This is a genomic window from Gemmatimonadota bacterium (assembly GCA_016712265.1).
In the GTDB taxonomy this organism is placed as follows: domain Bacteria; phylum Gemmatimonadota; class Gemmatimonadetes; order Gemmatimonadales; family Gemmatimonadaceae; genus RBC101.
This window is the reverse complement of the sequence record JADJRJ010000031.1, coordinates 562095-583592: the sequence shown is the minus strand read 5'-3', so window position 1 is coordinate 583592 and position 21498 is coordinate 562095. Positions and strand designations below refer to the sequence as shown.

General features: G+C 68.1%; 19 protein-coding genes. 5 read left to right on the top strand and 14 right to left on the bottom strand.

Translation table 11 applies throughout. The annotated features are described in order from the left end of the window. Positions 1 to 325: 325 nt before the first annotated feature. The 4 genes from IPK85_23455 to IPK85_23440 are packed head-to-tail and all read right to left on the bottom strand — an operon-like array spanning position 326 to position 3545. Positions 326 to 811 carry a purine-binding chemotaxis protein CheW gene (locus IPK85_23455; protein ID MBK8250324.1) on the bottom strand — a complete coding sequence of 162 codons (486 nt, stop codon included), beginning with the start codon at positions 809 to 811 and terminating at the stop codon, positions 326 to 328. Beyond that, positions 808 to 2856 carry a chemotaxis protein CheA gene (locus IPK85_23450; GenBank protein MBK8250323.1) on the bottom strand — a complete coding sequence of 683 codons (2049 nt, stop codon included), beginning with the start codon at positions 2854 to 2856 and terminating at the stop codon, positions 808 to 810. Before IPK85_23450 ends, IPK85_23455 begins: the two co-directional genes overlap by 4 nt. 28 nt (positions 2857 to 2884) lie before the next feature. Next, positions 2885 to 3250 (bottom strand): response regulator, encoded by a 366-nt coding sequence (locus IPK85_23445; protein ID MBK8250322.1) that lies wholly within the window; start codon positions 3248 to 3250, stop codon positions 2885 to 2887. 25 nt (positions 3251 to 3275) lie between these two features. Continuing rightward, on the bottom strand, positions 3276 to 3545 hold the full coding sequence (locus tag IPK85_23440; GenBank protein ID MBK8250321.1) for an STAS domain-containing protein: 270 nt from the start codon (positions 3543 to 3545) through the stop codon (positions 3276 to 3278). Positions 3546 to 3671: 126 nt separating this feature from the next. On the opposite strand from IPK85_23440, the gene IPK85_23435 reads away from it, so the two are divergent. Then, positions 3672 to 5480: a DUF1800 domain-containing protein gene (locus IPK85_23435; GenBank protein ID MBK8250320.1), complete on the top strand. Its 1809-nt coding sequence runs from the start codon at positions 3672 to 3674 to the stop codon at positions 5478 to 5480. An 18-nt stretch (positions 5481 to 5498) separates the two neighbouring features. Continuing rightward, positions 5499 to 6764, top strand: coding sequence for a DUF1501 domain-containing protein (locus IPK85_23430; GenBank protein ID MBK8250319.1), 1266 nt, complete (start codon positions 5499 to 5501; stop codon positions 6762 to 6764). Between the two features lie 30 nt (positions 6765 to 6794). Here the strand turns inward: IPK85_23430 and IPK85_23425 are convergent, their stop codons facing one another. The 3 genes from IPK85_23425 to IPK85_23415 all read right to left on the bottom strand — a co-directional run bounded on the left by IPK85_23425 (position 6795) and on the right by IPK85_23415 (position 10855). Then, complete coding sequence (locus IPK85_23425) at positions 6795 to 7865, bottom strand: pyridoxal-phosphate dependent enzyme (GenBank protein ID MBK8250318.1); 1071 nt, start codon at positions 7863 to 7865, stop codon at positions 6795 to 6797. A gap of 70 nt (positions 7866 to 7935) precedes the next feature. Continuing rightward, on the bottom strand, positions 7936 to 9972 hold the full coding sequence (locus IPK85_23420; protein ID MBK8250317.1) for a PBP1A family penicillin-binding protein: 2037 nt from the start codon (positions 9970 to 9972) through the stop codon (positions 7936 to 7938). Positions 9973 to 10258: 286 nt separating this feature from the next. Beyond that, positions 10259 to 10855, bottom strand: a complete 597-nt coding sequence (locus IPK85_23415) for a hypothetical protein (GenBank protein ID MBK8250316.1) — start codon at positions 10853 to 10855, stop codon at positions 10259 to 10261. Between IPK85_23415 and IPK85_23410 the strand changes: the two genes are divergently transcribed. Next, positions 10854 to 11528, top strand: coding sequence for a hypothetical protein (locus IPK85_23410; GenBank protein MBK8250315.1), 675 nt, complete (start codon positions 10854 to 10856; stop codon positions 11526 to 11528). The genes IPK85_23415 and IPK85_23410 overlap by 2 nt on opposite strands. A gap of 648 nt (positions 11529 to 12176) precedes the next feature. Here IPK85_23410 and IPK85_23405 read toward each other — a convergent pair. Then, positions 12177 to 12407, bottom strand: coding sequence for a hypothetical protein (locus IPK85_23405; GenBank protein ID MBK8250314.1), 231 nt, complete (start codon positions 12405 to 12407; stop codon positions 12177 to 12179). Positions 12408 to 12428: 21 nt separating this feature from the next. On the opposite strand from IPK85_23405, the gene rho reads away from it, so the two are divergent. Beyond that, positions 12429 to 13553, top strand: coding sequence for a transcription termination factor Rho (rho, locus tag IPK85_23400; protein MBK8250313.1), 1125 nt, complete (start codon positions 12429 to 12431; stop codon positions 13551 to 13553). Positions 13554 to 13633: 80 nt separating this feature from the next. Here the strand turns inward: rho and IPK85_23395 are convergent, their stop codons facing one another. From IPK85_23395 to IPK85_23370, 6 genes are all read right to left on the bottom strand, one after another. After that, a complete protein-coding gene (locus IPK85_23395) occupies positions 13634 to 14803 on the bottom strand; it encodes a hypothetical protein (GenBank protein MBK8250312.1) in 1170 nt (389 codons plus the stop codon). A 165-nt stretch (positions 14804 to 14968) separates the two neighbouring features. Then, positions 14969 to 15178, bottom strand: a complete 210-nt coding sequence (locus tag IPK85_23390; protein ID MBK8250311.1) for a hypothetical protein — start codon at positions 15176 to 15178, stop codon at positions 14969 to 14971. A gap of 14 nt (positions 15179 to 15192) precedes the next feature. Continuing rightward, positions 15193 to 16947 carry a gamma-glutamyltransferase gene (locus IPK85_23385; protein ID MBK8250310.1) on the bottom strand — a complete coding sequence of 585 codons (1755 nt, stop codon included), beginning with the start codon at positions 16945 to 16947 and terminating at the stop codon, positions 15193 to 15195. Between the two features lie 95 nt (positions 16948 to 17042). Further along, complete coding sequence (locus IPK85_23380) at positions 17043 to 17222, bottom strand: hypothetical protein (GenBank protein ID MBK8250309.1); 180 nt, start codon at positions 17220 to 17222, stop codon at positions 17043 to 17045. 11 nt (positions 17223 to 17233) lie between these two features. After that, complete coding sequence (gene msrB / locus IPK85_23375) at positions 17234 to 17638, bottom strand: peptide-methionine (R)-S-oxide reductase MsrB (GenBank protein ID MBK8250308.1); 405 nt, start codon at positions 17636 to 17638, stop codon at positions 17234 to 17236. A 172-nt stretch (positions 17639 to 17810) separates the two neighbouring features. After that, complete coding sequence (locus IPK85_23370) at positions 17811 to 20672, bottom strand: gamma-glutamyltransferase (protein ID MBK8250307.1); 2862 nt, start codon at positions 20670 to 20672, stop codon at positions 17811 to 17813. A gap of 273 nt (positions 20673 to 20945) precedes the next feature. Between IPK85_23370 and IPK85_23365 the strand changes: the two genes are divergently transcribed. Then, complete coding sequence (locus IPK85_23365) at positions 20946 to 21482, top strand: DinB family protein (protein ID MBK8250306.1); 537 nt, start codon at positions 20946 to 20948, stop codon at positions 21480 to 21482. Positions 21483 to 21498 lie beyond the last annotated feature (16 nt).

Here is a 21498-nt window from a genome sequence, read left to right as displayed (position 1 = left end):
AAGGCTCCGCAGCTTATCCCAGTCGCGAATGCGTCCCGCGGCCAGCGAGAACGCCTGGACATCGCCGTACCGCTCGAAGTAATTCCGGTCGATCTTGTCCGCCACGTTGTAGGCGGTCGTGACCTGGGTGTTGCCGGCGTCCTCGGTGAGGCTTTCGGTTCCGCGCTGGTAGGCAAGGAACCCGACCGTGGCCATGGGCACGAGCCCCAGGCCGAGGAAGGCAATGAGCAGCTTGGTCTTGACGCTGCGAATGGCGAAACGTGCGTTCATGGGAGTATCCGTGCGAGGGGGCGTACGCGGTGGGGGAGTGAGGGGTGCAGCGCGATCAGGCAGCGTCGAGCAGGGCGAGATCGCCGCTTACGATCTTCTCGATGTCGAGCAGGGCGACGAGTCGCTCGCCGACGTGGGCAATGCCGCGGACATAGGCGCCGCCCAGGGCACTGGCCAGTTCCGGGGTGGGTTGGATGGCGTCCGGCGCCAGGTCGATGACATCCTCGACGGCGTCGACCACCAACCCGACCACCTTCGACCCCACGGTGGCGATGATGAACACCGTGAAGCGGTCGTACTCGCGCTCGGCGAGCCCGAAGCGCACGCGGAGGTCGAGGATCGGGACCACGGCCCCACGCAGGTTGGTCACGCCCTTCACATGCATCGGCGTGTTGGGCATGCGCGTGATGGCGCTCAGTCCCTTGATCTCCTGAACCGCCAGGATCTCCAGCCCGTACTCCTGGTCGCCGAGCTGGAAGGTGAGGTACTGGTTGGCATCGGACGCCACATCCAGGTCCTGCGCGAACGTCGGGGCGGTCATGCGAAGATGTCCTCGGGCGCCCCAACCGTCGTGGCGCCGATGTCCGCCGCATGGCGACGGGTGGTGGTGAAGCGGAACAGTTCCTGGATGTCGCAGATCAGGGAGACGCGACCATCCCCAAGGATCGTCGCGCCCATCACGCCATCCAGCTTGCGATAGTTGGCTTCGAGGTTCTTGATGACCACCTGCTGCTGACCCAGAACGTCGTCCACCATCAGGCCGAACCGCCGGCCGTCCGTCTCGGCGATCACCACGATCGCCTGGCTGGGCTCCGTCGTCGCCGTGGGGTGGCCAAAGACGCTGTGCAGTCGCACAAATGGGAGGCTCTCCCCGCGGACGACGAGGACCTCCCCGTCGCCGAGGATCGTCCGCACGTCCCGCGGGTTCGGCCGCAGCGACTCAACCACGGACAGCAGCGGGAGGACGTAGCTCGCCCCGCCCACACCCACGATGAGGCCATCCAGAATGGCCAGCGTCAGCGGCAGGCGAATGCGAACCCGACTGCCCTGCCCGGGCGTGGACGCCACGGCCACCGAGCCACTCATCCCTTCCACGTTGCGCTTCACGACGTCCATCCCGACGCCGCGACCACTCAGGTCGCTGACTTGCGCCGCGGTCGAGAAGCCCGGCGCGAAGATGAGCGCGTGCAACTCGTCGTCACTGAGGACCTCGTCCGCGCGGATCAGCCCGTTGGTGATCGCCTTCTCGCGAATGCGCCCCGTATTGAGGCCCCGTCCGTCGTCCGACACCTCAATGACCACGGTGCCGCCTTCGTGGAAGGCGCGAAGCATCACCGTCCCCGTGTCGGACTTGCCGGCTGCGAGCCGATCCGCCGGCGTTTCCAGCCCGTGATCGATCGCGTTCCGCACGAGGTGTGTCAGCGGATCGCCAATCCGCTCGATCATCCCCTTGTCCAGCTCGGTCTCGGCGCCTTGCAACTCGAGGCGCACCTTCTTGCCGATCTTGCCAGAGACGTCGCGCACCAGGCGTGGAAAACGGTTGAAGACCGTTGCGACGGGCAACATGCGGACGCTCATGACCCGCTCCTGCAAGTCACGCGTGCTGCGATCGAGGGACGCCAGTGCGTCCTGCAGTTCCTTCAGGCGCCCCAGGTCAAAGGTCGTGGCGATCTGGTTGACCATGGCCTGGGAGATCACGAGCTCTCCCACCAGGTCGACGAGCGCATCGACCTTGTCCGTCGGGACACGAATCGAGGTCGCCTCGGCCGCGACCGGCTTCGGGTCGCCCACCGCAGCCGCCGCGACCTGCTTGAGCGTCGGGGCAAAGGCTGCCACGCCGGCACGCGAGGGGTCGTCCGTCACGTCACGGAGGGAATACTCGCAGTCGTCCTCGATGAACATGAACGCCTGTTCGATGACGTCGCGGGCGGCCGTGGTCGTCACTTTCACGACCCAGATCAGGTAACACTGCTCCGGGTCCAGTGCGTCGATCGCGGGCAATCGGGTGGTCTCGCACACCACGGAGACCTCGTCGCCCAGCTCTGCCAGCTCCCGGACAACCAGCATGGGATCCTGTCCGGTCGCGAACAACCCCGGTCGCGGAAGGAAGCGAATCGAGTACTGGCGGGGACCCGTCGCGACGTCCGTGGCGTCCACGGCGGCGGTGGTGGCCGTCGGCGCGCCTGTGTTTGTTCCGTGGAGCACCGCCTTCAACGCGGCCGTCTCCTCAGCCACCGGCACCGAGGAGGCGCGGCCCGCGCGACTCGCGTCGAGCAGGGTCTTCAGGGTGTCATTGGAACGCAGGAGTAGCTGGGCCAACGCTGGCGTCGACACCATCGTGCCGCTGCGCAGTCGGTCCAGGACACTCTCGAATTCGTGGGTGAAGGCGGCGACTTCCCCAAAGCCCAGCGTCGCGGCGAGCCCCTTGATGGAATGCACCGCGCGAAAGACGCCATGCATCCCCTCGACCCCCAGGGTGCCCGCGTCGAGTCGCAGCAGGCCGTCCTCGACGGTCGCGACATGTTCGGCCGCTTCCTCAAAGAACGCCTCGCTGAACTCGGCGAATGGATCCGTCTCGTGGCTCATGCGCGCACCGGTCGATCGTTGCGCGCGCTCAGGGGACGACCTTGGCGATGACCTTCAGCAGCATCTCGGGATTGAACGGCTTCACGAGCCATCCCGTGGCACCGGCCGCCTTCCCCTGTTCCTTCATGCTCGCCTGCGATTCCGTGGTGAGCATGAGGATGGGCACACCCTTGAGCTCCTCACGCTGGCGCGCGTTCTTGATGAACGTGAGGCCGTCCATCACCGGCATGTTGAGGTCCGAGATGATCAAGTCGACCGACTTGCCCTGCAGGACGTCGAGCGCCTGCTGGCCGTCGCCGGCCGTCAGGGTCTCGAAGCCGGCTTCCTTCAGCGAGTACGAGACCATCTCACGCATCGTGGTCGAATCGTCCACGACCAAAGCTGTCTTTGCCATGTGGCGTCTGGGGTGAAGACGGGAATCAGGCGGCGGCGTACGGCAAGCCGACGAAGTCGAACCGCCACCGGAGGTCCGCGGGAACGTTCACGATCCGGAAGAGCCCGCCGCGTGCCGTCAGTGCCGCGCGCAACGCGAGCAGCACCTGCAGTCCGGCAGCGTCGCATTGCCGCAGCTCTCCGCAATCCACCACGACAGAGGCCGCCGTCGAGCCAACCCCGCGTGCGCGGTCCAGCAGCTCACGCGCGGTGCGCAGCGTGGCGACGGGGCCGAATGCAAGGGTCTCCTCGGACATGGCAAGAGCGCGGTGTTGGGGGGTACTGGTCACAGTGTCGGCCCTACCCTCTCCCACCTTGAGGCCGTTAACGCCACTCCCCGTCCCACGTCCCACCCCCCAGGTCCGCCTTCCCTGGAGTCCCCCATGGTACCCCACCTCCGGTCCAGCATTCCGTTGTTGGTTGCGATGTTCCTCGGCCCAGGGTCGGCGGGGCGATCGGACACGCTTACCGAACGCGAACGCGCCTCGCACGTCCTGCATCGTCTCGCCTTCGGGCCGCGGCACGGCGAGGTGGATCGCGTCCTGGCGCGCGGTGTGGACGGATGGATCGCCGACCAATTGCAGCCGGCCCGCGGTACCGACCCGTCCGTGGTCGCGCTCCTGAACAACTGGCCGGACCTTGGCCGGTCGCCCGCCGAACTGCGACGCGCGTATCCGCCGCCCGCCTCGCTCACCCGGCTGGTCACGGGTGGCCGCTTGTCGCGTGAAGACTCCCTCGCCCTGGCGGCCCAGGTGCGCGCCGGGCGTACGCTCGTGACGCAACTCCTGAGCGCGCGCGTCGCCCGTGCGGTGATCGCGGAACGGCAACTCGACGAGGTGATGACCGACTTCTGGCTCAATCACTTCAACGTGTTCGTCGGCAAGAACGCGGGGATGCGCTACCTCCTGCCATCGTATGAGCAGGACGTGATTCGCCCGCGGGTCATGGGTCGGTTTCGCGACCTCCTCGGGGCCGTGGCCAAGAGTCCGGCGATGCTGACCTACCTCGATAATGCGCAGAGCGTTGCGGATTCCACCCGCCCGACGCTCGTCGACCGGCGCGTGGCGCAACGGCGTGTCGGGCTGGCACGCCGAGCGGTGCGCCAGGGGCGCGTGGCCAACGTGGACTCGGCGACGCTCGAGCGGGCCCTCGCGCGACGCCCGCGGGGGCTGAACGAGAACTACGCACGGGAACTGCTCGAGCTCCACACCCTTGGGGTCGACGGCGGATACTCGCAGCAGGACGTGATCGAGGTCGCCCGGGCGCTCACGGGATGGGGCGTGCGCCCAGGTCAACCGGACGGCTTTTTCTTCAACCGCGCGGCACACGATGCAGGCGACAAGCGAATCCTGGGCGAGCGATTCCCTGCCGGGAGGGGTGAGGAGGAGGGGGAACGCGTCCTCGACCTGCTCGCCCGCCATCCCTCGACGGCGCGTCATATCGCGCGCAAACTCGCGGTGCGCCTCGTGTCCGACGCCCCCCCCGATGCCCTCGTGGATCGCGCGGCGGAGGTCTTTCGCGAGACAGACGGCGACCTCCGGGCAGTCGTCCGCTCGATCGTGACGGCACCGGAGTTCTTCGACCGCAGCGCCTGGCGCGTGAAGGTCAAGTCGCCGTTCGAGGTTGTCGTGAGTGCCGTGCGTGTGCTCGGTGGCCGGGCGGACACCACGGTCCTGTCGGCCGCCGTCGTGGCCCAGCTCGGTCAACCCCTCTATGGGCACCAGGCACCGGATGGGTGGCCCGAGACGGGGGACGAGTGGATGAACACGGGCGCGATCCTCGCGCGCATCAACTTCGGGCTGCAGGTCGGGGCGAGTCGTGTGCCAGGGACGCGCCTCTCCGCCTGGCCGGACTATGCGCGCCTCGCGGCGCTCCCCGCGGCCGCACAGGTCGACGGTGTGATCGCCACTTTGTTGGGGGGAGCGGCCTCACCGGAGACGCGTGAAATCCTCGCCAGCGGCCAGAACCCGCTGCTCACGGGGCCCGGTGCTGATGCCGACCCCGCCCAGGGCGAGGCGGAGTCCATGACCGGACGCATGCGCGGAGTGGAACGGTCCTCGCCCACCAGCGACCGCGCGAATCCGCTCGCGCGCCGTGGTGCCGCGCTCGCAGGGCGGCCCCTCCCTCCACTCCGGGGGCTCGACCAACTGATCGCCCTCGCGATCGGTTCCCCCGAATTCCAGCGCCGTTAGGCTCCCAGGAGGATTCCCATGCAACGCCGTGCCTTCGTCAAATCCGGAGCCCTGGCCCTCGTGACGATGGGGCTCTCACCCTCGTTCCTCCGTCGCACCGCGTTCGGCCTGGAGCTCCCGCGCGCCGCGCGCGGGAAGGTGTTGATCTGCCTGTTCCAGCGTGGTGCTGCCGACGCCCTCTCCATGCTGGTACCGCATGGAGACGCCGGGTACTACAGCGCCCGGGCGTCGCTCGCCATCGGGCGGCCCGCGCGAGGGGACGGCGCCAGTGCGCTCGACCTCGATGGAATGTTCGGCCTCCACCCGGCGCTCGGCGACCTCGCGCCCCTGTACCGCGACGGGATCCTCGCCCCGGTCGTGGCCGTGGGATCGCCCAGTGCCACACGATCGCATTTCGACGCACAGGACTACATGGAGAGCGGGACCCCCGACCTCAAGGGCACACGGGACGGATGGCTCAACCGCTACCTTGCCGTCGCCGGCACGTGCGAAGCCTGCGCGAGCGACCCATCGCCCTTCCGCGGTGTCGCCATGGCGGCGCAGACGCCACGCATCCTTCAGGGGCCGTCTGCCGCCATCGCCATGTCATCGTTAGGTGACTTCACCGTCCGCGCCACGGGGTCCTCGGCCGATCGGCTGGAGGCCCTGTACCGCAGCGGCACCGCCGACGTGGTGCACGCCTCTGGCACTGAGATGTTCGAGGCCGTGAAGATGCTTCGCGCGGCCAACCCGCAGCAGTACCAGCCGCGGGCCGGCGTGAGCTACCCACGGTCTGCCTTTGGCCAGCGACTGCGGGAGATTGCCCAGTTGATCAAGGCCAACGTGGGACTGGAGGTCGCGTTCGCCGACGTCGGCGGATGGGACACCCACGTGAACCAGGGCAACGCCACCGGCCAGCTGGCCACGCGATTGCGCGACTTTGGCAGCTCCATCGCCGCCCTGATCGCCGACCTCGGCGACCGCATGACCGACGTGTTGATCCTGACGATGTCCGAGTTTGGGCGCACGGTGCGGCCCAACGGCAGCGGAGGGACCGATCACGGGCACGCCGGGGCGATGTTCGTCGTCGGCGGCCAAGTGAACGGCGGCCGGGTCCACGGGACGTGGCCCGGACTGGCGCGGGAGCAGCTCCACGAGGGGCGAGACCTCGCCCTCACGACGGACTTCCGCACGGTGTTCAGCGAGGTGCTCGGCCGGCACCTGGGGGCGGGCGAGACATCGTTAGTCTTTCCGGGGTATCACGGGACGACGGCCGATTGGCGCGGCGTCGTGAAGACGGGGTAGGTATCGTGACGGCAGACGGAACCGGGAACGTCAGCCCGGGTCCGTCAGCCGCCACTCGACGGCCTGCTGGGGCGTGACATTGCCGCCGCACAAGACCGTGGCCACGCGTCGCCCCGCAAATCGCGACCGATCGGCAGCGATCGCCGTGACTCCGACGACACCCGCCGGCTCCACCACCAGCCCTGTCTCGCGCCAGGTCACCCGCATGCTCTCGATGATCTGGCGCTCATCCACCAGGACGATGTCGTCGACGATGCCGCGCAGGCTGTCGACCGCCTCGACGATGGGGACGCGCACGGCAATCCCGTCGGCAATGGTCGCCGCACTCGTCGTCTCGATCGCCGCCCCCCGTTCCCACGAGAGTTTCATCGACGGTGCGGCGGCGGCACACACACCAATCACCTCGGTCCCCGGCGCCACCGACTTGATCCAGGTGGCCATCCCGCCGAGGAGCGCCCCATTGCCTAACGGGATGACGATCGCGTCGTAGCGATCGCCGGACGCGAGCAACTCGACGGCAATCGTCCCCGCGCCGATGGCAATCGGGGCTTCGCGCCCGTCCTCGACATAGCGTTGCCCCTCCGAGCGTGCGAACTCCTGCGCCGCCGCCTTGGCCGCATCAAAGTCTTCCCCCGCCTGGCGCACCGTGGCGCCCAGTGCGCACATGCGCTCCACCTTGAGCGGATTGGCATGCAGGGAGGCGAACACCGTGAGCGGGATCGCGCGCGCACGCGCGGCATACGCCAGCCCCTGGCCGAAGTTCCCGGCCGACGCGCACACCAGCGGCCGCGCCTCGGTGAGCCCTTGCACGAACCAGTCGGTGCCGCGCCCCTTGAACGAGCGAATCGGGTTGACGGTCTCGACCTTGACGGTCAGGTCGCACCCAAGGACAGCGCCTAACGATTCTGCGCGAAACTGCGGGGAGTGGCGAAAGACCGGCGCGATGCCGGCGGCGGCAGCGGTGATCGCCTCAATGGGGAACGGCAAGAATAGACGGGAGAAGGAAGCAGGAAAGGTGCGAGGTCGCGCGGCCGCGCACCATTGACGATCTGGGCGGTGCAAGCCCTGCAGAAGCTTCGCAGCCCTCGGATCCGCCGTCATCTCGGCCAATTTCGTCCGAAAAGGACGGCGGAGACTTGGCCCTCAGCACGCCCTCGCCGTCAACGTCGGTCTACCGCTCAATCAATCGACGCAGCTCCCGCGCGAGAGGGCGCCACTCCTCGTGCGCCAGTTCTTCCACCAGGTCGCCGAGGTGCCAGCCGCCTCGCGCGCCTTCGCAGCGCTCCGTCGGTTCCGTCCCCGGTCGGAAGTACTCGCGCCGTGCCTCGCCGCACCAGTCGCCGGCGAGCTTCCCTGACGCGGCGTCGATCTCCACGGCCACGAGCCCGGCGGGAACTCGCCAGCCCGGGTTGCGTTCACGCCATCCTTTCCGGTAGAAGTCGCCCCACGCCGGTGCCGCGTAGCGACCGCCGTTTACGGCGTCGCCCATCGGCTGCGGTCGATCGTACCCAAACCAGAAGCCGGCCACGACGTTGGGCGTGTACCCGACGAACCAGGCATCCGTGCCCCCGTTGGTCGTCCCCGTCTTTCCCGCGACCGGACCGGTGACGCCTGCCGCGCGCACGGCGCGACCGGTGCCTTCGTCAACCACCGATCGCAGCATCGAGGTGACCTGGAACGCATCCACCGGATCCATGACCCGCTCGAGCGAAACGGGCGCCTCGTACACCACGCGTCCATCCAGCGCCGTGATCCGATGCACCAGCCGCGGGCGCACCCGGGATCCGCCATTGGCGAATGGCGCGTACGCGGTCACCAGCTCGAGCGGGGTCACGTCGACCGCGCCTAACGCCACGGCGGGCACCGCACGCAGCTCGCTGGCGATCCCGTTGCGGCGCGCCATGTCCACCACGCGTCGCTCCCCCACGGCGCGCGAGACCCGCACGGTGGCGGCATTCGCCGATTGCGCAAGCGCGCGTCGCAGCGTCACGGGCCCGCGATACTCGTCGCCGTAGTTGGCCGGCGTCCATTCGTCTTCGCCCACCTGGATGCTCACCGGTTCGTCATCCACCACAGACGCCGGGGTAAAGCCGGCGCCCAGGGCCGCCGCAAAGACAAATGGCTTGAAGGCAGAGCCCGGCTGTCGGCGCGCGGCCACCGCGCGATTGAACCCGCCACGGTCATGGACGCGTCCCCCCACCAGGGCGCGAATCGAACCGTCTCGCGGGTCGATGGCGACCATCGCCCCCTGGACACGTTCCGTCCCCTCGGTCCACCACCCGATGTCCCGCTCGATACGCGCCGCGTGGCTGCGCACGGCGCGTTCCGCCGCCCGCTGCGCCGCCAGGTCAAGGGTCGTCCGCACCACGAATTCACCGCCGTGTTGCCCGGCGGCGCGCAGGACGGAATCTGTGAAGACCCGCGCCAGGTCCAATGCCCAACTCTCGTTAGGCTGTGGCGCCCGCCAGTCCCGCCGGGCCACGCGCACGTCCTGCCCACGAGCACGCCGCCAGGCACGCGTATCGAGGTAGCCCTCGCGCCGCATCAGGCCCAGCACGAGGTCCCGCCGCGCCCGCGCACGCTCCGGGTGGTCCTTGGGGGTGTAGGCGGACGGGCCCTTGGGGAGCGCCGCCAACATCGCCCCTTCGGCCACGGAGAGCGCGCGCACTCCCTTGCCGAACAGGTCACGACTCGCCCCCTCCACCCCGTACACCCCGTTCCCCATGTAGATCTCGTTGAGATACAGCTCCAGGATCTTGTCCTTGGTCAGGAGGCGCTCCATGCGCTGGGCGAGGTGCATCTCGATCAGCTTGCGTCCCAGCGATCGACTCAGCGCCGCCTGATCGGACAAGAAGGCGTTGCGCGCCACCTGCATCGTGATGGTGCTGAACCCCTCGCGAACCCCGAGGGCACGTACGTTCCGGACCACCGAACGCAGCACCCCGCGCAGGTCGACCCCGTGGTGCCGGGCGAAGCGTCGATCCTCCACCGCGATGAAGCCCTGTCGCACATGCCGCGGGACGATCGAGAGCGGAACGTTCACCCGGTTGATGGTGCGAAATCGGCCGATCAACTCGCCGTTTCGATCCACAACACGCCCGCCTTCCGGTGGGGCGTAGGCCAGGATCCGCGCGTCGCTGGGACACCCCGTGAACCCACAGCTCACCAGCCAGATGTCAAACGCTGCACCACCAGCCAGGACGGCCACGACGAGCGCTGCGAAAGCGCGGTTTCCCCGGCTCCATTGTAACGGCGGATGGGCCTGCGGCGGCGCGTAGCGCGACCGGAGCGCCAGCCTCATGCGGGACGGCCACGTACGCCAGCTCATAGGCCCTCGGGGGTGTGCAGCGATTGGGGGGGACCGCAGCTGTTAGATACGTCACCAACTCCCCAGGGTTTCTTGACCCCGCCGCCGCCTGCCACCGACACCCGTCGTCCCACGCGTGCCCCCCCCGCGCTGCTCGTGCTCCTCGTACCGCGCCCTTGGCCGCTCGCTAAAACTTCCACCCCCGCAGCGCCTGCAGCGCCGTCTCCAGCGCTTGGCGCTGCGTGTCGTGCTCAGCGCGCGCAAGCAGGCCTTCGTACGCCTGAATCGCCAGGTCCAACATCTCATAGTCCTGCTCGGCACTCGCTACCGCCGCCGCGTTGTCGGCGAAGTTCGCCACTGCCAGGTCGTCCCCGGGGAATCGCTCAGTGACCTGTCGCCAGCGGTGGGCCCGTTGGCGCGGATCTGACTCCGCAAGGGCCCACAGGTGCCACGCCCCGCGGTTTTGCGGATCGATCTCCATGGCCCGTGCGGCAAGCGGGGCGACCGCGTCAGGGCCGGCGCCTAACAACCAGTATGCATTGGCCAACAGGACCATGGCACGGGCATTGTTCGGCTGCGCCTCCACCACCACTTCATAGAGAGGGGCCGCGAGTTGCGGGTCCTCCCGAAACTCCTCGGCCGCGATCACCAAGGCATCCGGGGTGGCCAGTCGCGCCATACGCTGGAGTTCCTCGCGCAGTTGAGCAAAACGCCCCTGCGTTCGATACTCGGTAACAAGTGCCGCGAGTTCCGCGGCCAGTCGGGTCGGACCTTCCGTCAGCATGGACGCAACTTACCAGCCTTCGGCGCTGTCTCCCACGGGACCCGTCACCGGCGCCCGACGCCCCCGGATCACCTGCCTCGCGCCGGACTACGGAGTCGCCGAGGATGTCGCCTCGACGCTCAGGCGGCTCCTCCCCGACGCCTCGGTCGAGGCGACCTCGATCGCAATGGTCACGCATGCGGACGCCCCGGATTGCCTGATCGTGCTCCCCGGAGCGGACGCAGGCGAGGGGATAGATGCGATTGGCCGCTTCCGGGCCCGGGGCGGGGAGGGGGCGATCCTCCTTGTCGTGGACGATCCCGGCGCAGTCGAGGCCGTCTCGGCGGCCATGCTCGGAATTGACGAGGTGCTCGCCGCACGTTCCATCGGGACGGATGTGCTCACGGTCCTGCACCGTGTGTTTGCTGCGCAGTCCCGCGCGAGCCACGAGGCCGCTGCGCTCACCCGATACCTGGCGCACTGCCATACACTGCTGGCCGCCGGCCGTTCGGTGACGCGGCTCCCCCATCGGCTCAATAATCCCCTGGCCGCACTGCTGGCCGAGGCCGAGTTGCTCCGATTGGAGCCACTCTCTTGCGACCAGCGAGACGCGGTGGATCGCATCCTGGCGATCAGCCACCGGCTGATCGCCGAGGTCCGTCACTTGGAAGGGATGTCCGGCGATTCCATCTGAGGCCGGTAGCGCGCGAGCGGGACCGGCTTGCGCGAACGGACTCACCGTGCGATACTCTTTGCACCTTCGACGCGTCCTTGGTGCGGGGGTCCTCGAGAGTCAGGCCGGCGGCTACGGGTGTTTGTTGGGCACCGTCTCTTGAGTTGGCTGGAAGGGTCAGCGGTATCGCGTGAGGTTTTCCGCGCAGGACCGTGAGCCCGAATCCCGTGGCGAGTTCGCTCGCCTGTCCCTCGCAGCAGGTTTTCCCGATTCCTCGCGTTGTGGCGTTGGTGCGCATGCTGGGCACCGCGTACTCGCAATCGGTCTCGTTAGGACTTTTCGTCCGCCCGGCATGGCCGGGCCCATGGTGCCTTGTGCGCCGCCCCATACACACGTTCGCTCCACTCCAGTTCTCCCTGCATGCCTGAACGCCGACGCCCCAGTCGTCGCCCCCGACGCACGACCCGCAAGAACCCGGCGGGCGACGCCGCCCTCGAACCGAACCCGTACCGCGACGGCGAAGACGACGGACCCGCGGATGCCGCTCCACCAGTGATGGAGCGCGAGGCGCCGGCCACGACCGACGCACCACCGCCTCCCGCCGCACCTGTCGAGCCCACCCAGGGCACGCGCAGCGAGCGTGCCGACGTCGATCGCGGACCGGAGTCGTCAGGTCAGGGGCAGCCCGGTAACGGCGCCCCATCCCAGGGACAACACCAGCGTAACGCACCTCACAACCGTGGTGATGGCGACCCACAGGGTCGCGGTCGTCGCGGCAGGCGCCATCGCGGACGACGCGGTCGCGGCAGTGGGGGCAGCGGCGAGCACCAGCGCGGCAGTGAGCATCAGCGCGGCAACGAGCACCCACGCGGGGGCGATCACCAGAGGGGTGGCGATCACCAGCGATACGATACACAGCCCGTGGTTGCCGACAGTGAAACGCGCGGCTGGTTCGACACCAATCGTGAGGGCGGTTTCATTCGTCGACCGGGGAACAGCTACCTCAACGAACAGGGCGACGCCTGGGTCCCGCCGCAGCTCGCGCGGCAGCACGCCTTGCGCCGCGGTGATGTGGTCACGGCGACCACCGGCCGCGATCACCGGCATCGTCCGGTTTGTGTAGAGATCCTGACCGTGAACGGGGCCGCGGCGGGTGAGGTGGTGCGACGACCGGACTTCAGTTCGCTCACTGCCACCTATCCTGAGCGCCGCATCACCCTCGAGACGGGACGCCCGGCCAAGGGAGGCCCCGAACTCACCCGTCGTGCCATCGACCTGATGGCGCCCGTCGGGTTCGGCCAGCGCGCGCTCATCGTGGCCCCGGCGCGCGCCGGCAAGACGATGCTGCTCCACGCCATCACCGAGGGGATCGCCCTCAATCACCCGGAGGCCGTCCTCCTGATCCTGCTCGTGGATGAGCGACCGGAAGAAGTGAGCGAAGCCATCTCGTGGGGTGTTGGTGAGGTGGTCTCGTCCTCGTTCGACCAACCAGCGTCTCGACACGTCGAGGTGTGCGAGATCGTGCTGGAACACGCTCGACGCCAGGTCGAACTGGGCAAGGACGTCGTGATCGTGCTCGACTCACTGACCCGCATGGCCCGGGCGCACAACACGGCCGAGCGGGGCAGCGGCCGCACGATGTCGGGTGGACTCGACACCTCGGCGATGGCCAAGCCCAAGGCGTTCTTCGGTTCGGCGCGCTCGGTGGCCGAACGAGATGGCGGCGGTTCGCTGACCATCATCGCCACCGCGCTGGTCGAGACCGGCTCGCGCATGGACGACGTGATCTTCGAGGAGTTCAAGGGCACGGGCAACTGCGAGATCAAGCTGGATCGGTCGCTCGCCGAAAAGCGGATCTTCCCCGCCTTCGACATTGCCGCCAGCGGGACGCGTCGCGAGGAGAAGTTGTACAAGGCTGGCCAGATCGACGCGATTTACACGTTGCGGCGCGGTCTGCAGCAGATGCCGCCTCAAGCCGCGATGGAGTGGATGATCAAGCGCATCGCGGCGACGCCGAACAACGACGCGTTGCTGGGCGGGCTCTAGGACGAACGACAGTCACGGCACGAAAAAGCCCCGGCGAACACCGGGGCTTTTTCGTTGGTCTCCCGCCGGTGCCGCGTTCATCAGGGGCGCTGATACCGCCCCAGGTACTGCAGCTCGTCTTCATCCATTCGCGCGACGTACAACGCCTTTGCGCCGAACCCCACGACCGACGCCTTCCGCGGCAGCTCCACGCGGAACTTGAGCTTTCCATCGGGTGCGAAGACGTCATACAGCGGCTTCTCGTTGCCGGCTTCACGGTGCAAGAGCACCCAGATCTCGCCGTCTGGCGCCACCTTGAGCGCGCCCTGCCCGAACGCCGGCTTCGTCGCCGGCCACACGTCGGGTTCGGTCATCGCCATCCCGGGCAGTCGACCCTGGGCCCCTAGAGCAGATGCCGCACTACTGGCGGCCTTTTTCATTTCCACTTCCGCCTGCTTCAGCTGCTCACGTACCTTCGCCTTGTCGGCCGCCGTCACCTTCACGGGTGTGTACCGTACGGGCGGCAATCGCCGCGCCGCTTCCGCCCCACCCAGCAGCTCCATCTGGTAGTTGGCCCCCCGCAGCACCACGACCTGGCCGCTGGGCAACAACGACCATTCGTCGACCACGGGGAACGCGGGCATCGTCAGGCTGACGCTCCCGGTCCCTTTTTGCACGTCGCCGGACATCTTCATCCCCGGCATCCCCATCCGGGACGTGCCTAACGTGTCCGTGCGCTTGGTGCGCGGGTCCAGTCGCAGGATATACGTGGTGTCGGACACCGATGGGCCGGCCTTCCCCATCGAGACCTTGATCCCCTGGAAGTAGAGGCGCCCCTCCCGGTCGTAACCCCGCACCTGGGTGGGGCCAACCGGCATGCCGCCCGCCGCATCCCGCAGCGAGATGGTCCCCGTGGGCGCCCCCTTGCCATCGATCACGAGGAAGCGCGCATTGAGCACGTCATAGGCGAGCGTGCTGTCCCCGCCCCTGCCGATGAGCGACATCAGGCGCCGGTATTCGAGCGGACCTGATCCTTCGCGACTGACCTTGGTCGCGGCACCGAGCGACGGCGTGACGTGGTAGAGCGCGTTGTCCTTGGCGTCCAGTACCACCAGAGACCCACCCCTCGTCTCCCGCACCTCGAGGATCCCGCTAAAAGGGTCCTCCATCTCAACACTCGGCTTCCCGAGCACCTTGACGGGCGGCGCCTGTGCCACGCCACTCGCGGCACCGCACAGCACGAAGAGCACGACCGCACCGCCGTGACGCATCCAACGATGACCTGAGTCAAGCACAACGCCTCCGGGTTCTCACGAAAGCTAACGTGGGGCCAATCGCACTCAGCGCGGTCATCCGCGCCACATCCGAGCACGCCCCCAACGACGTACGACCACCACGTCCGTCGGTTTCCCGGGCACCGGGATTCCCCGACAGGTTCAGGCGCCGCGTGCGCGCGCAGCGAGCAGTCGCTTGGGGGCTACCTCACCCCACGCGTCTTCCAGCAACGGCTCGAGGGCTTGTTCGCTCACCTGGGACAAGCGGACGAGCACCAGGGGATATTCACGGTAGTGCTCGGTGAAGAAGAAGGCGCCGGGCCGCGTCGCCAGCAGATGTGCACGCGCCTCGAACGTGGTCCGGAGCACCATGGTCTCGCCGTCCGCTACCAGGCGAGCGCGGCACTGTTGTTCCGATTGTGAGATCCGGCTCGAAGCACGCCTGTCTTCGGATCGCGGCTGATGGCCACCCAGACTCCCTCCCCACCCAGGCGCGCCCGGTCCACTGTGACCTCGCGGACCTTGAGTCCCGATGACGCCAACGCGTCCGCCGAAAAACGCCCCGCCGCCACGGGCGTCACAAAGCCGGAGTCCGCGGGACTGAACGCCGGGAGGAAGAAGTCGGGCGCGTCGATCGCTTCGTCGACCTTCATGCCGTGCACCAGGACATTCAGCAATCCCTGCAAGGTGCGCTGGTGCAGTCCCGAACCCATCGACGCAAACGCAAGCACCGGCTCGCCGTCCTTCATCACCAGCCCGGTCTCGGTGGGGTCCGGCAGCGGCTTCCCCGGCCCCACGCGGGCGATCAACGCCTGCTGGTACGACCCGGGGTCACCGATCGAGATGCCGTCGATGTTGAGGGCGGTCTTCCCCCAGTACACGCAATTGATGCTGTGCGTGATGGCGGCCATGTTCCCCTCCGCATCCACCACGACGACATCATCCGAGTGCCGCGGGGCCTGACGTGCGAGTGGAACGGGGAGCTTCCCCGCCTCGATCGCGGCCCAGAACTGGGCGGCGTGTTCCGGTGTCAGGCGCGCGGCGGGCGAGAAGTCGATCCCTGGCAGGACGGCGCCCAGCGCCGCCGGAGGCAGCAGGTCGGCGAAGAACCCCATCGACGTCTGTACAGCGCGCCGGAGCGACTCTCCGTCCGTGCTCCAATGCGGCCTGGACGGAAGTCCGGCGGCCACAGCGAGTTGTTGCGCCTCGATCAGCGCAGCTCCGCCGGTATTCGGGGCGCCCGCCGCGATGATCTCGTGTCCATGAACGGTGGCGCGCAGCGGCTCACTCCAGATCACCTCATAGCTGCGCAGGTCCTCCATCGTCATCTTGCCACCGTCCGCCTGCACCGCGGCCACCAGCCGCTCGCCCCACGGGCCGTTGTACATGTAGTCCGCACCGTGGGCCGCGACCTGGCGCAGCGTCGATGCGAGCGCCGGTTGCTTGAGGATCTCACCCACCTGCCACGGCGAGCCATCCGGCTTGAGCAAGGCCGCCCGTGTGGCGGGCAGGCGGGCGAGGTCCTTCGCCCGCAACTCGAACTGGTGGGCGAGCGTCGCGTGCACGGGCATCCCGCCATCGGCGACCCGGATCGCCGGCTCAAACAGCGTCGCAAACGGACGGCGCCCAAATCGCCGGTGCGCCGCCTCGACCCCCTTCATGAAACCGCCCACCAGGGCGGTCCGGCCACTGGGAACGGTGCCTAACGCCTCCCCGTCGCTGTTGAGCGAGATCGCCCCGGGAATGGTGAGTGCGCTCGTCTCGCCCCGCACCGTGTTCCACCCGGCCCACAGGGTGCTCACCTGGCGGGTCTTCGCGTCGTAGTACACCAGGGACATGATCCCGAAGTAACTCACCGGGGACCCGGCGGTCGTCGCCACCTGGGTGAGCGCCGCGGTCAGCGCGGCGTCCATCGCGTTGCCGCCTCGTTGCAGGACGTCCAGCCCGGCGCGCGCGGCATACGCATTGTAGGCCACCGTGACGGCGCCCCGTCGCCCCTCGGCGCTCCCCGCCGTCGACCGGATGGCCGCCTGCTTGGGGCCGAGGTACTCAGCCTGCTCGGCCTCGGTCCAGCGTTCGGCGGTGCTGGTCGTTGCCCGCGCGCAGGCGGCGAATACAACAAGAACGGCGATGGAGCGCATCGGGGCAGGCCAAGCCGCGGTAGAGGTGGCCGTGAATGTCAGACCGGGTTGCGGCCTTCGGAAGGGTTCCTCGCCGCGAAGAACTCAACGCCCGCTCAACAGCCCGCGCACCCGTTCCGCCGGCGATCCGGCCGACACCCCTCGTGGTACGCCGCCACCACCTCGCCCTCGCGCATCACCAACAGGTGCGCATCGTCCTCGTCAAACCGCCGCCCACAGAAGGTGCACTGCACCGGCGGCTCAGCCGGCCAGCGGTCGCCTTCGGACGCGGCCACGACGGGGAAACCTATTTCGCCTCATCGGCGGGCTTGAACGTCAACGCCGCCGAGTTCATGCAGTAGCGTTGCCCCGTTGGCTTGGGGCCATCGGGAAAGACGTGGCCCAGGTGCGCATCGCATTGCGAACACACCACCTCGGTGCGGCGCATGAAGAACGAATTGTCCGACTCTTCGCCCACTGCGTCGGGTACGACCGGCGCGTAGAAGCTCGGCCATCCGGTCCCGCTCTCGAACTTCGTTTCCGAAGAAAACAGTGGGTGGCCACAGCAGACGCAGTGGTACATCCCCGTCGCGTGGTTGTCCCAGTATCGCCCGGTGAACGCGCGCTCGGTGCCCTTCTTGCGCGTCACCTTGAACTCCTCATCACTCAACTGCGCACGCCACTCGGCGTCGCTCTTGACGATCTTTGGCATTGACTGGTCCTCGCTCTCTGGTTGTCCAGGCCGTCCTGGCCATCGCGCACAACGACTCCGGCCCGAGTCTCGTGGTCGTTTGCCGCACTCGTGCTCCGCGTGCTGCCCGTGCTACTCGTGCCGCCCGTGCTTCGCAGGGCAGTTGTTCTACAAACACATGTTATCGCCACCTCTACGGCACCGCTCCCGCCGTCCCACTCCGCCGCGGGTCCGCCCCTACACGCACGCTGCCGCCGCCGATCGCAATCGCGGCCCCGTACCCCATCCGCAACTCGCCCTTGAGCGAGATCACGTTGAACCGGTGCCCCATGGAGCGCAGGCGCTGCATGACGTCCGGGTGAATGCCGTCCTCGATGTCGATCACGTACTCGCGGGTCCCCGCTGGCGCGGCGCCAAACGTACCACGCTGTGACGGCAGGAACCGTGGCAGTTCGAGGGCGCGCTGAGGCGACAACCCCGCATCAATCATCCCGACCAGTGACTGGAAGACCGCCGAATTGATCCACGCGTTCCCGGCCGCTCCGACGGTAAAGGCCGCGCGCCGCTCTGCGCCTTCGCCTTGCAGGACGATGGTTGGCGAAATGGTGGAGCCGTGCCGCGCGAACGGTATCCGCGCCCCATACGCGTTAGGGTCGGTCCCGTACGAGGTCAACTTGTCGTTGTACAGGAAACCAAGGCCTGGCGTGACGTAGAAGTTCCCGCCCCAGGTGCCGAGGGTCTGCGTGACCGCTACTGCGTTCCCTTCCCCGTCGGCCACGACGAACGAGGTCGTGCCTTGAGCGCGACAGTCGGCCATCCGGGCGTGCTCCTGCACGTTGCACGGTTCCGTCGTGATGATCGGTTCGTGGACGGCCTCGTCCGCACCGCCTGGCGTTCCGGCCGGCGCGGGCCGCGCGGGGGTAGCACAGGTCAGCGTGTCTCCGCGAAAGGCCGCCGGCGTGAGTGCCTTCGTCGCATCGAAACAGCGCCACCGCGTGCGGGCGGTGTCCTTGGAGGTAAAGGGCGTGATGTCCACAGGCCAGAGCGAGGGGTCGGCGATGCGGCCCCTCGAGGATGGCACCAACTGCCAGGCCGTGATCATCGCATGCAGCGAGGGCGCGTCGTCCGGGTAGGCCTTGACCGCGTGGACCTGCTCCAGGGCGTTGAGCTGTGCGCTCAGCGTCGCCCCGCCGCTGACGGGAGGGGTACTCCCAAAGACATGAAAACCACGATAGGTCGTGGCGACCGGTTCGCGATCGGCTGCGAAGTAGCGCGAGAGATCCGTCAACCGGATCGCGTTCCCCTTGCCACGCAGGTCATTGACCAGTCGCTGGGCCACCGCGCCGCGATAGAACCCGTCGGCTCCACGTTGCGCGACCTGTTCCAGGGTCCAGGCCAGGTCCGGGTTGCGAATCGTGTCGCCCGCGACCCGCGGTTTGCCATCCTTGAAGAAGATGGCGCGACTTGACTCGTACTTTGCGAAACGATCGCGTTCGAGCCAGAGCGTGGTCGCCAAACCGTCGCTGACTTCGTATCCGTCGCGCGCGGCACGAATGGCCGGGGCGATGAGGTCAGCCCAGGGGATCTTGCCACTGCCGTGCCGCTTCCAGGCGGTGTGCATCGCCGACACGGTGCCGGGAACCATGGCCAGGATGGGACCGTCCGACGGGTATCGCCCGCCCTCCTGCAATGTCGCGTTGCCGAGCCCGGCCTCCTCCGGCACGCGCGCCATGAACTCGAGCAACTTCGGCTGCGTCATCCCCTGTTGGTACACGAGCATCTCGCCGTACCCGCCCATGCCACTCGCGTCCGGCTCCACCACGCCTAACGCGAACGAAACGGCGACCGCCGCGTCGACCACATTCCCGCCCTTTTGCAGGATCTCCACCCCGGCGGCCGTCGACACCGGGTGGGCACTCGACACCCCGGCGCGTCCCGTGGCTTCGTCGCGCAGCGTGGGCCGCGCCGCCACGACCTCGTGCATCACGGCCTCGAGCGCCGCGTCGGTGGGAGCCGCCGCCGCCTTCGGTCGCAGGCGCGTCACCACGCGATCCCACTCCGCGCGCCGCAGCTCGGCACCCGGGGCGTCGTAGTAGGTGCGCCGCATCCGCGCGGCGAACCGCTCAAACGCCTCCGAATTTCGCGCCCCGCGATCCATCGTGGCCGCTACGGCCATCGGGGTGGCGTCCACCAGTCCTGCCGGCGCCGGCATCGTGAGGAGCCGGTCGTTAGGCTTGAGCGCCTCCGCGGCCCGGCGGTCCCCCACGCGATCCGGATCGCCATTGTACCCGGACTCGTCGCTCCCTCGTTCGGCCACCAGGATGGTGCGTCCATCGGGGCTCCACGCCACGTCGCCGCGTGCGGCCGCGAGGTAGTTCACGAACCGCCCATCCGTTGGGGTCCAATACATCGCGCCACGACCGGCCGTCGTGCTCAACACCAGGCGTGTCCCATCCGGAGACCAGGCAATGTCATCTGCAGGACGATCCGCGGTGACCATCGAATCCGTCGTTGAGCCAACCACGCGAATGCGCACGCGGCGACCGCCGTCGAAGTACTGCACGTAGGCGAATCGCTTGCCGTCGGGGGCCACGTGCGGCCCGCGCTCAGGGGTCGTCCCCGCCGTCACACGTTTCTCCTCGCCCGTCGGTGACCGCTGCCACAGGCGCGCCTCGTTCAAGCGACCGCGAACAAAGATGATGGTGCCGTCGCCGGCAACCGTGGGCTCGTGATCCGCCAACGGGTCGGTCGTGAGGCGCTCGGGGGCAGCCGCGCCGCCCAACCGCACTCGGTAGAGGTCATCCTGACCATCGCGGTTTGAGGTGAACACCAGGGACTGTCCGTCAGGACTCCATGCGGGAAAGCGGTCCCAGGATGGTCCCGCCGTGACCCGGCGCCACCCATTCGCGCCGGTCCGCACCCAGAGATCTCCCTCAATGGACGCGGCCAGACGGCCGTCCGGCGCAAAGGTGATGTCACGAACCGGCGGCGACTGGGCTAACGCGAGACGAGCTGACAGGGCGACACCGAAAACCAGTAACGAACGAGCGAACATGAGAGCAGGGGGCTGAGGCTCCGGGAGAATCGCCCCTGGCGAGCGCCCCGGGAATCCCCCGGGAACCGCACGGACGCGCGGCTATCGCCCCACGGAGGAGGGCAGCGCGGACGGGTCTGGAAGGCAATCAGCCGCCCCGTCGACATCTGCGGGACTCCCTTGGGCACGCGACCGATGGAACTCGTCCCCGTCACCTGTCCGCCTGGGCCGTCAGGGATATCCTTCCATCAGGCGGCGGAACCACCCGCGGCCCCCCTCAAATCCGTGAACGCCATGAAGACACGTCTACTCGGACTCGCCTTTGCGTTGGTCAGCGCCGCCCCTCTTTCCGCCCAGGGTTGGATGGCGGAGATGCACCGCGATGTGAACGACGCGCAGAAGAAGATGATCGACCTCGCGAAAGCCATGCCCGAGGCCGCGTACGGCTGGAAGCCGAGCGATGGAACGCGCACCGTCGGCGAAGTCTTCCTGCACGTCGCCAGCGACAACTACTTCATCCCGATCGCGATGGGCAAGCCGGCGCCGGAAGCCAGCGGCATCACCGCGGACATGAAGACGGTGGCCACGTATGAGAAGCGCAGGCTGTCCAAGGACCAGATTGTCGCCGAGCTGGAGGCATCGTATCGCCACCTGCATCAGGGAATGGCACTGACCACGGACGCGAACGCCGGTGAAGTGATCAAGTTCTTCGGGCAGGATTGGAGCCGAGCCCGTGCGATGACACTCACGGTGACGCACCTGCACGAGCACCTTGGGCAGGCCATCGCGTATGCGCGCAGCAACAAGGTGGTACCGCCCTGGAGCAAGTAGGTCGACAGGAACCAGG

Bases quoted from the DNA above. Each gene is read 5' to 3' on its own strand.
- IPK85_23410 (MBK8250315.1), top strand. From the start codon at position 10,854: ATGGACGCAACTTACCAGCCTTCGGCGCTGTCTCCCACGGGACCCGTC.
- msrB (MBK8250308.1), bottom strand. From the start codon at position 17,638: ATGCCAAAGATCGTCAAGAGCGACGCCGAGTGGCGTGCGCAGTTGAGT.
- IPK85_23365 (MBK8250306.1), top strand. From the start codon at position 20,946: ATGAAGACACGTCTACTCGGACTCGCCTTTGCGTTGGTCAGCGCCGCC.
- IPK85_23435 (MBK8250320.1), top strand. From the start codon at position 3,672: ATGGTACCCCACCTCCGGTCCAGCATTCCGTTGTTGGTTGCGATGTTC.
- IPK85_23440 (MBK8250321.1), bottom strand. From the start codon at position 3,545: ATGTCCGAGGAGACCCTTGCATTCGGCCCCGTCGCCACGCTGCGCACC.
- IPK85_23385 (MBK8250310.1), bottom strand. From the start codon at position 16,947: ATGCGCTCCATCGCCGTTCTTGTTGTATTCGCCGCCTGCGCGCGGGCA.
- IPK85_23370 (MBK8250307.1), bottom strand. From the start codon at position 20,672: ATGTTCGCTCGTTCGTTACTGGTTTTCGGTGTCGCCCTGTCAGCTCGT.
- IPK85_23390 (MBK8250311.1), bottom strand. From the start codon at position 15,178: ATGGTGCTCCGGACCACGTTCGAGGCGCGTGCACATCTGCTGGCGACG.
- IPK85_23430 (MBK8250319.1), top strand. From the start codon at position 5,499: ATGCAACGCCGTGCCTTCGTCAAATCCGGAGCCCTGGCCCTCGTGACG.
- IPK85_23395 (MBK8250312.1), bottom strand. From the start codon at position 14,803: ATGCGTCACGGCGGTGCGGTCGTGCTCTTCGTGCTGTGCGGTGCCGCG.
- IPK85_23415 (MBK8250316.1), bottom strand. From the start codon at position 10,855: ATGCTGACGGAAGGTCCGACCCGACTGGCCGCGGAACTCGCGGCACTT.
- IPK85_23445 (MBK8250322.1), bottom strand. From the start codon at position 3,250: ATGGCAAAGACAGCTTTGGTCGTGGACGATTCGACCACGATGCGTGAG.
- IPK85_23450 (MBK8250323.1), bottom strand. From the start codon at position 2,856: ATGAGCCACGAGACGGATCCATTCGCCGAGTTCAGCGAGGCGTTCTTT.
- IPK85_23455 (MBK8250324.1), bottom strand. From the start codon at position 811: ATGACCGCCCCGACGTTCGCGCAGGACCTGGATGTGGCGTCCGATGCC.
- IPK85_23425 (MBK8250318.1), bottom strand. From the start codon at position 7,865: ATGACGGCGGATCCGAGGGCTGCGAAGCTTCTGCAGGGCTTGCACCGC.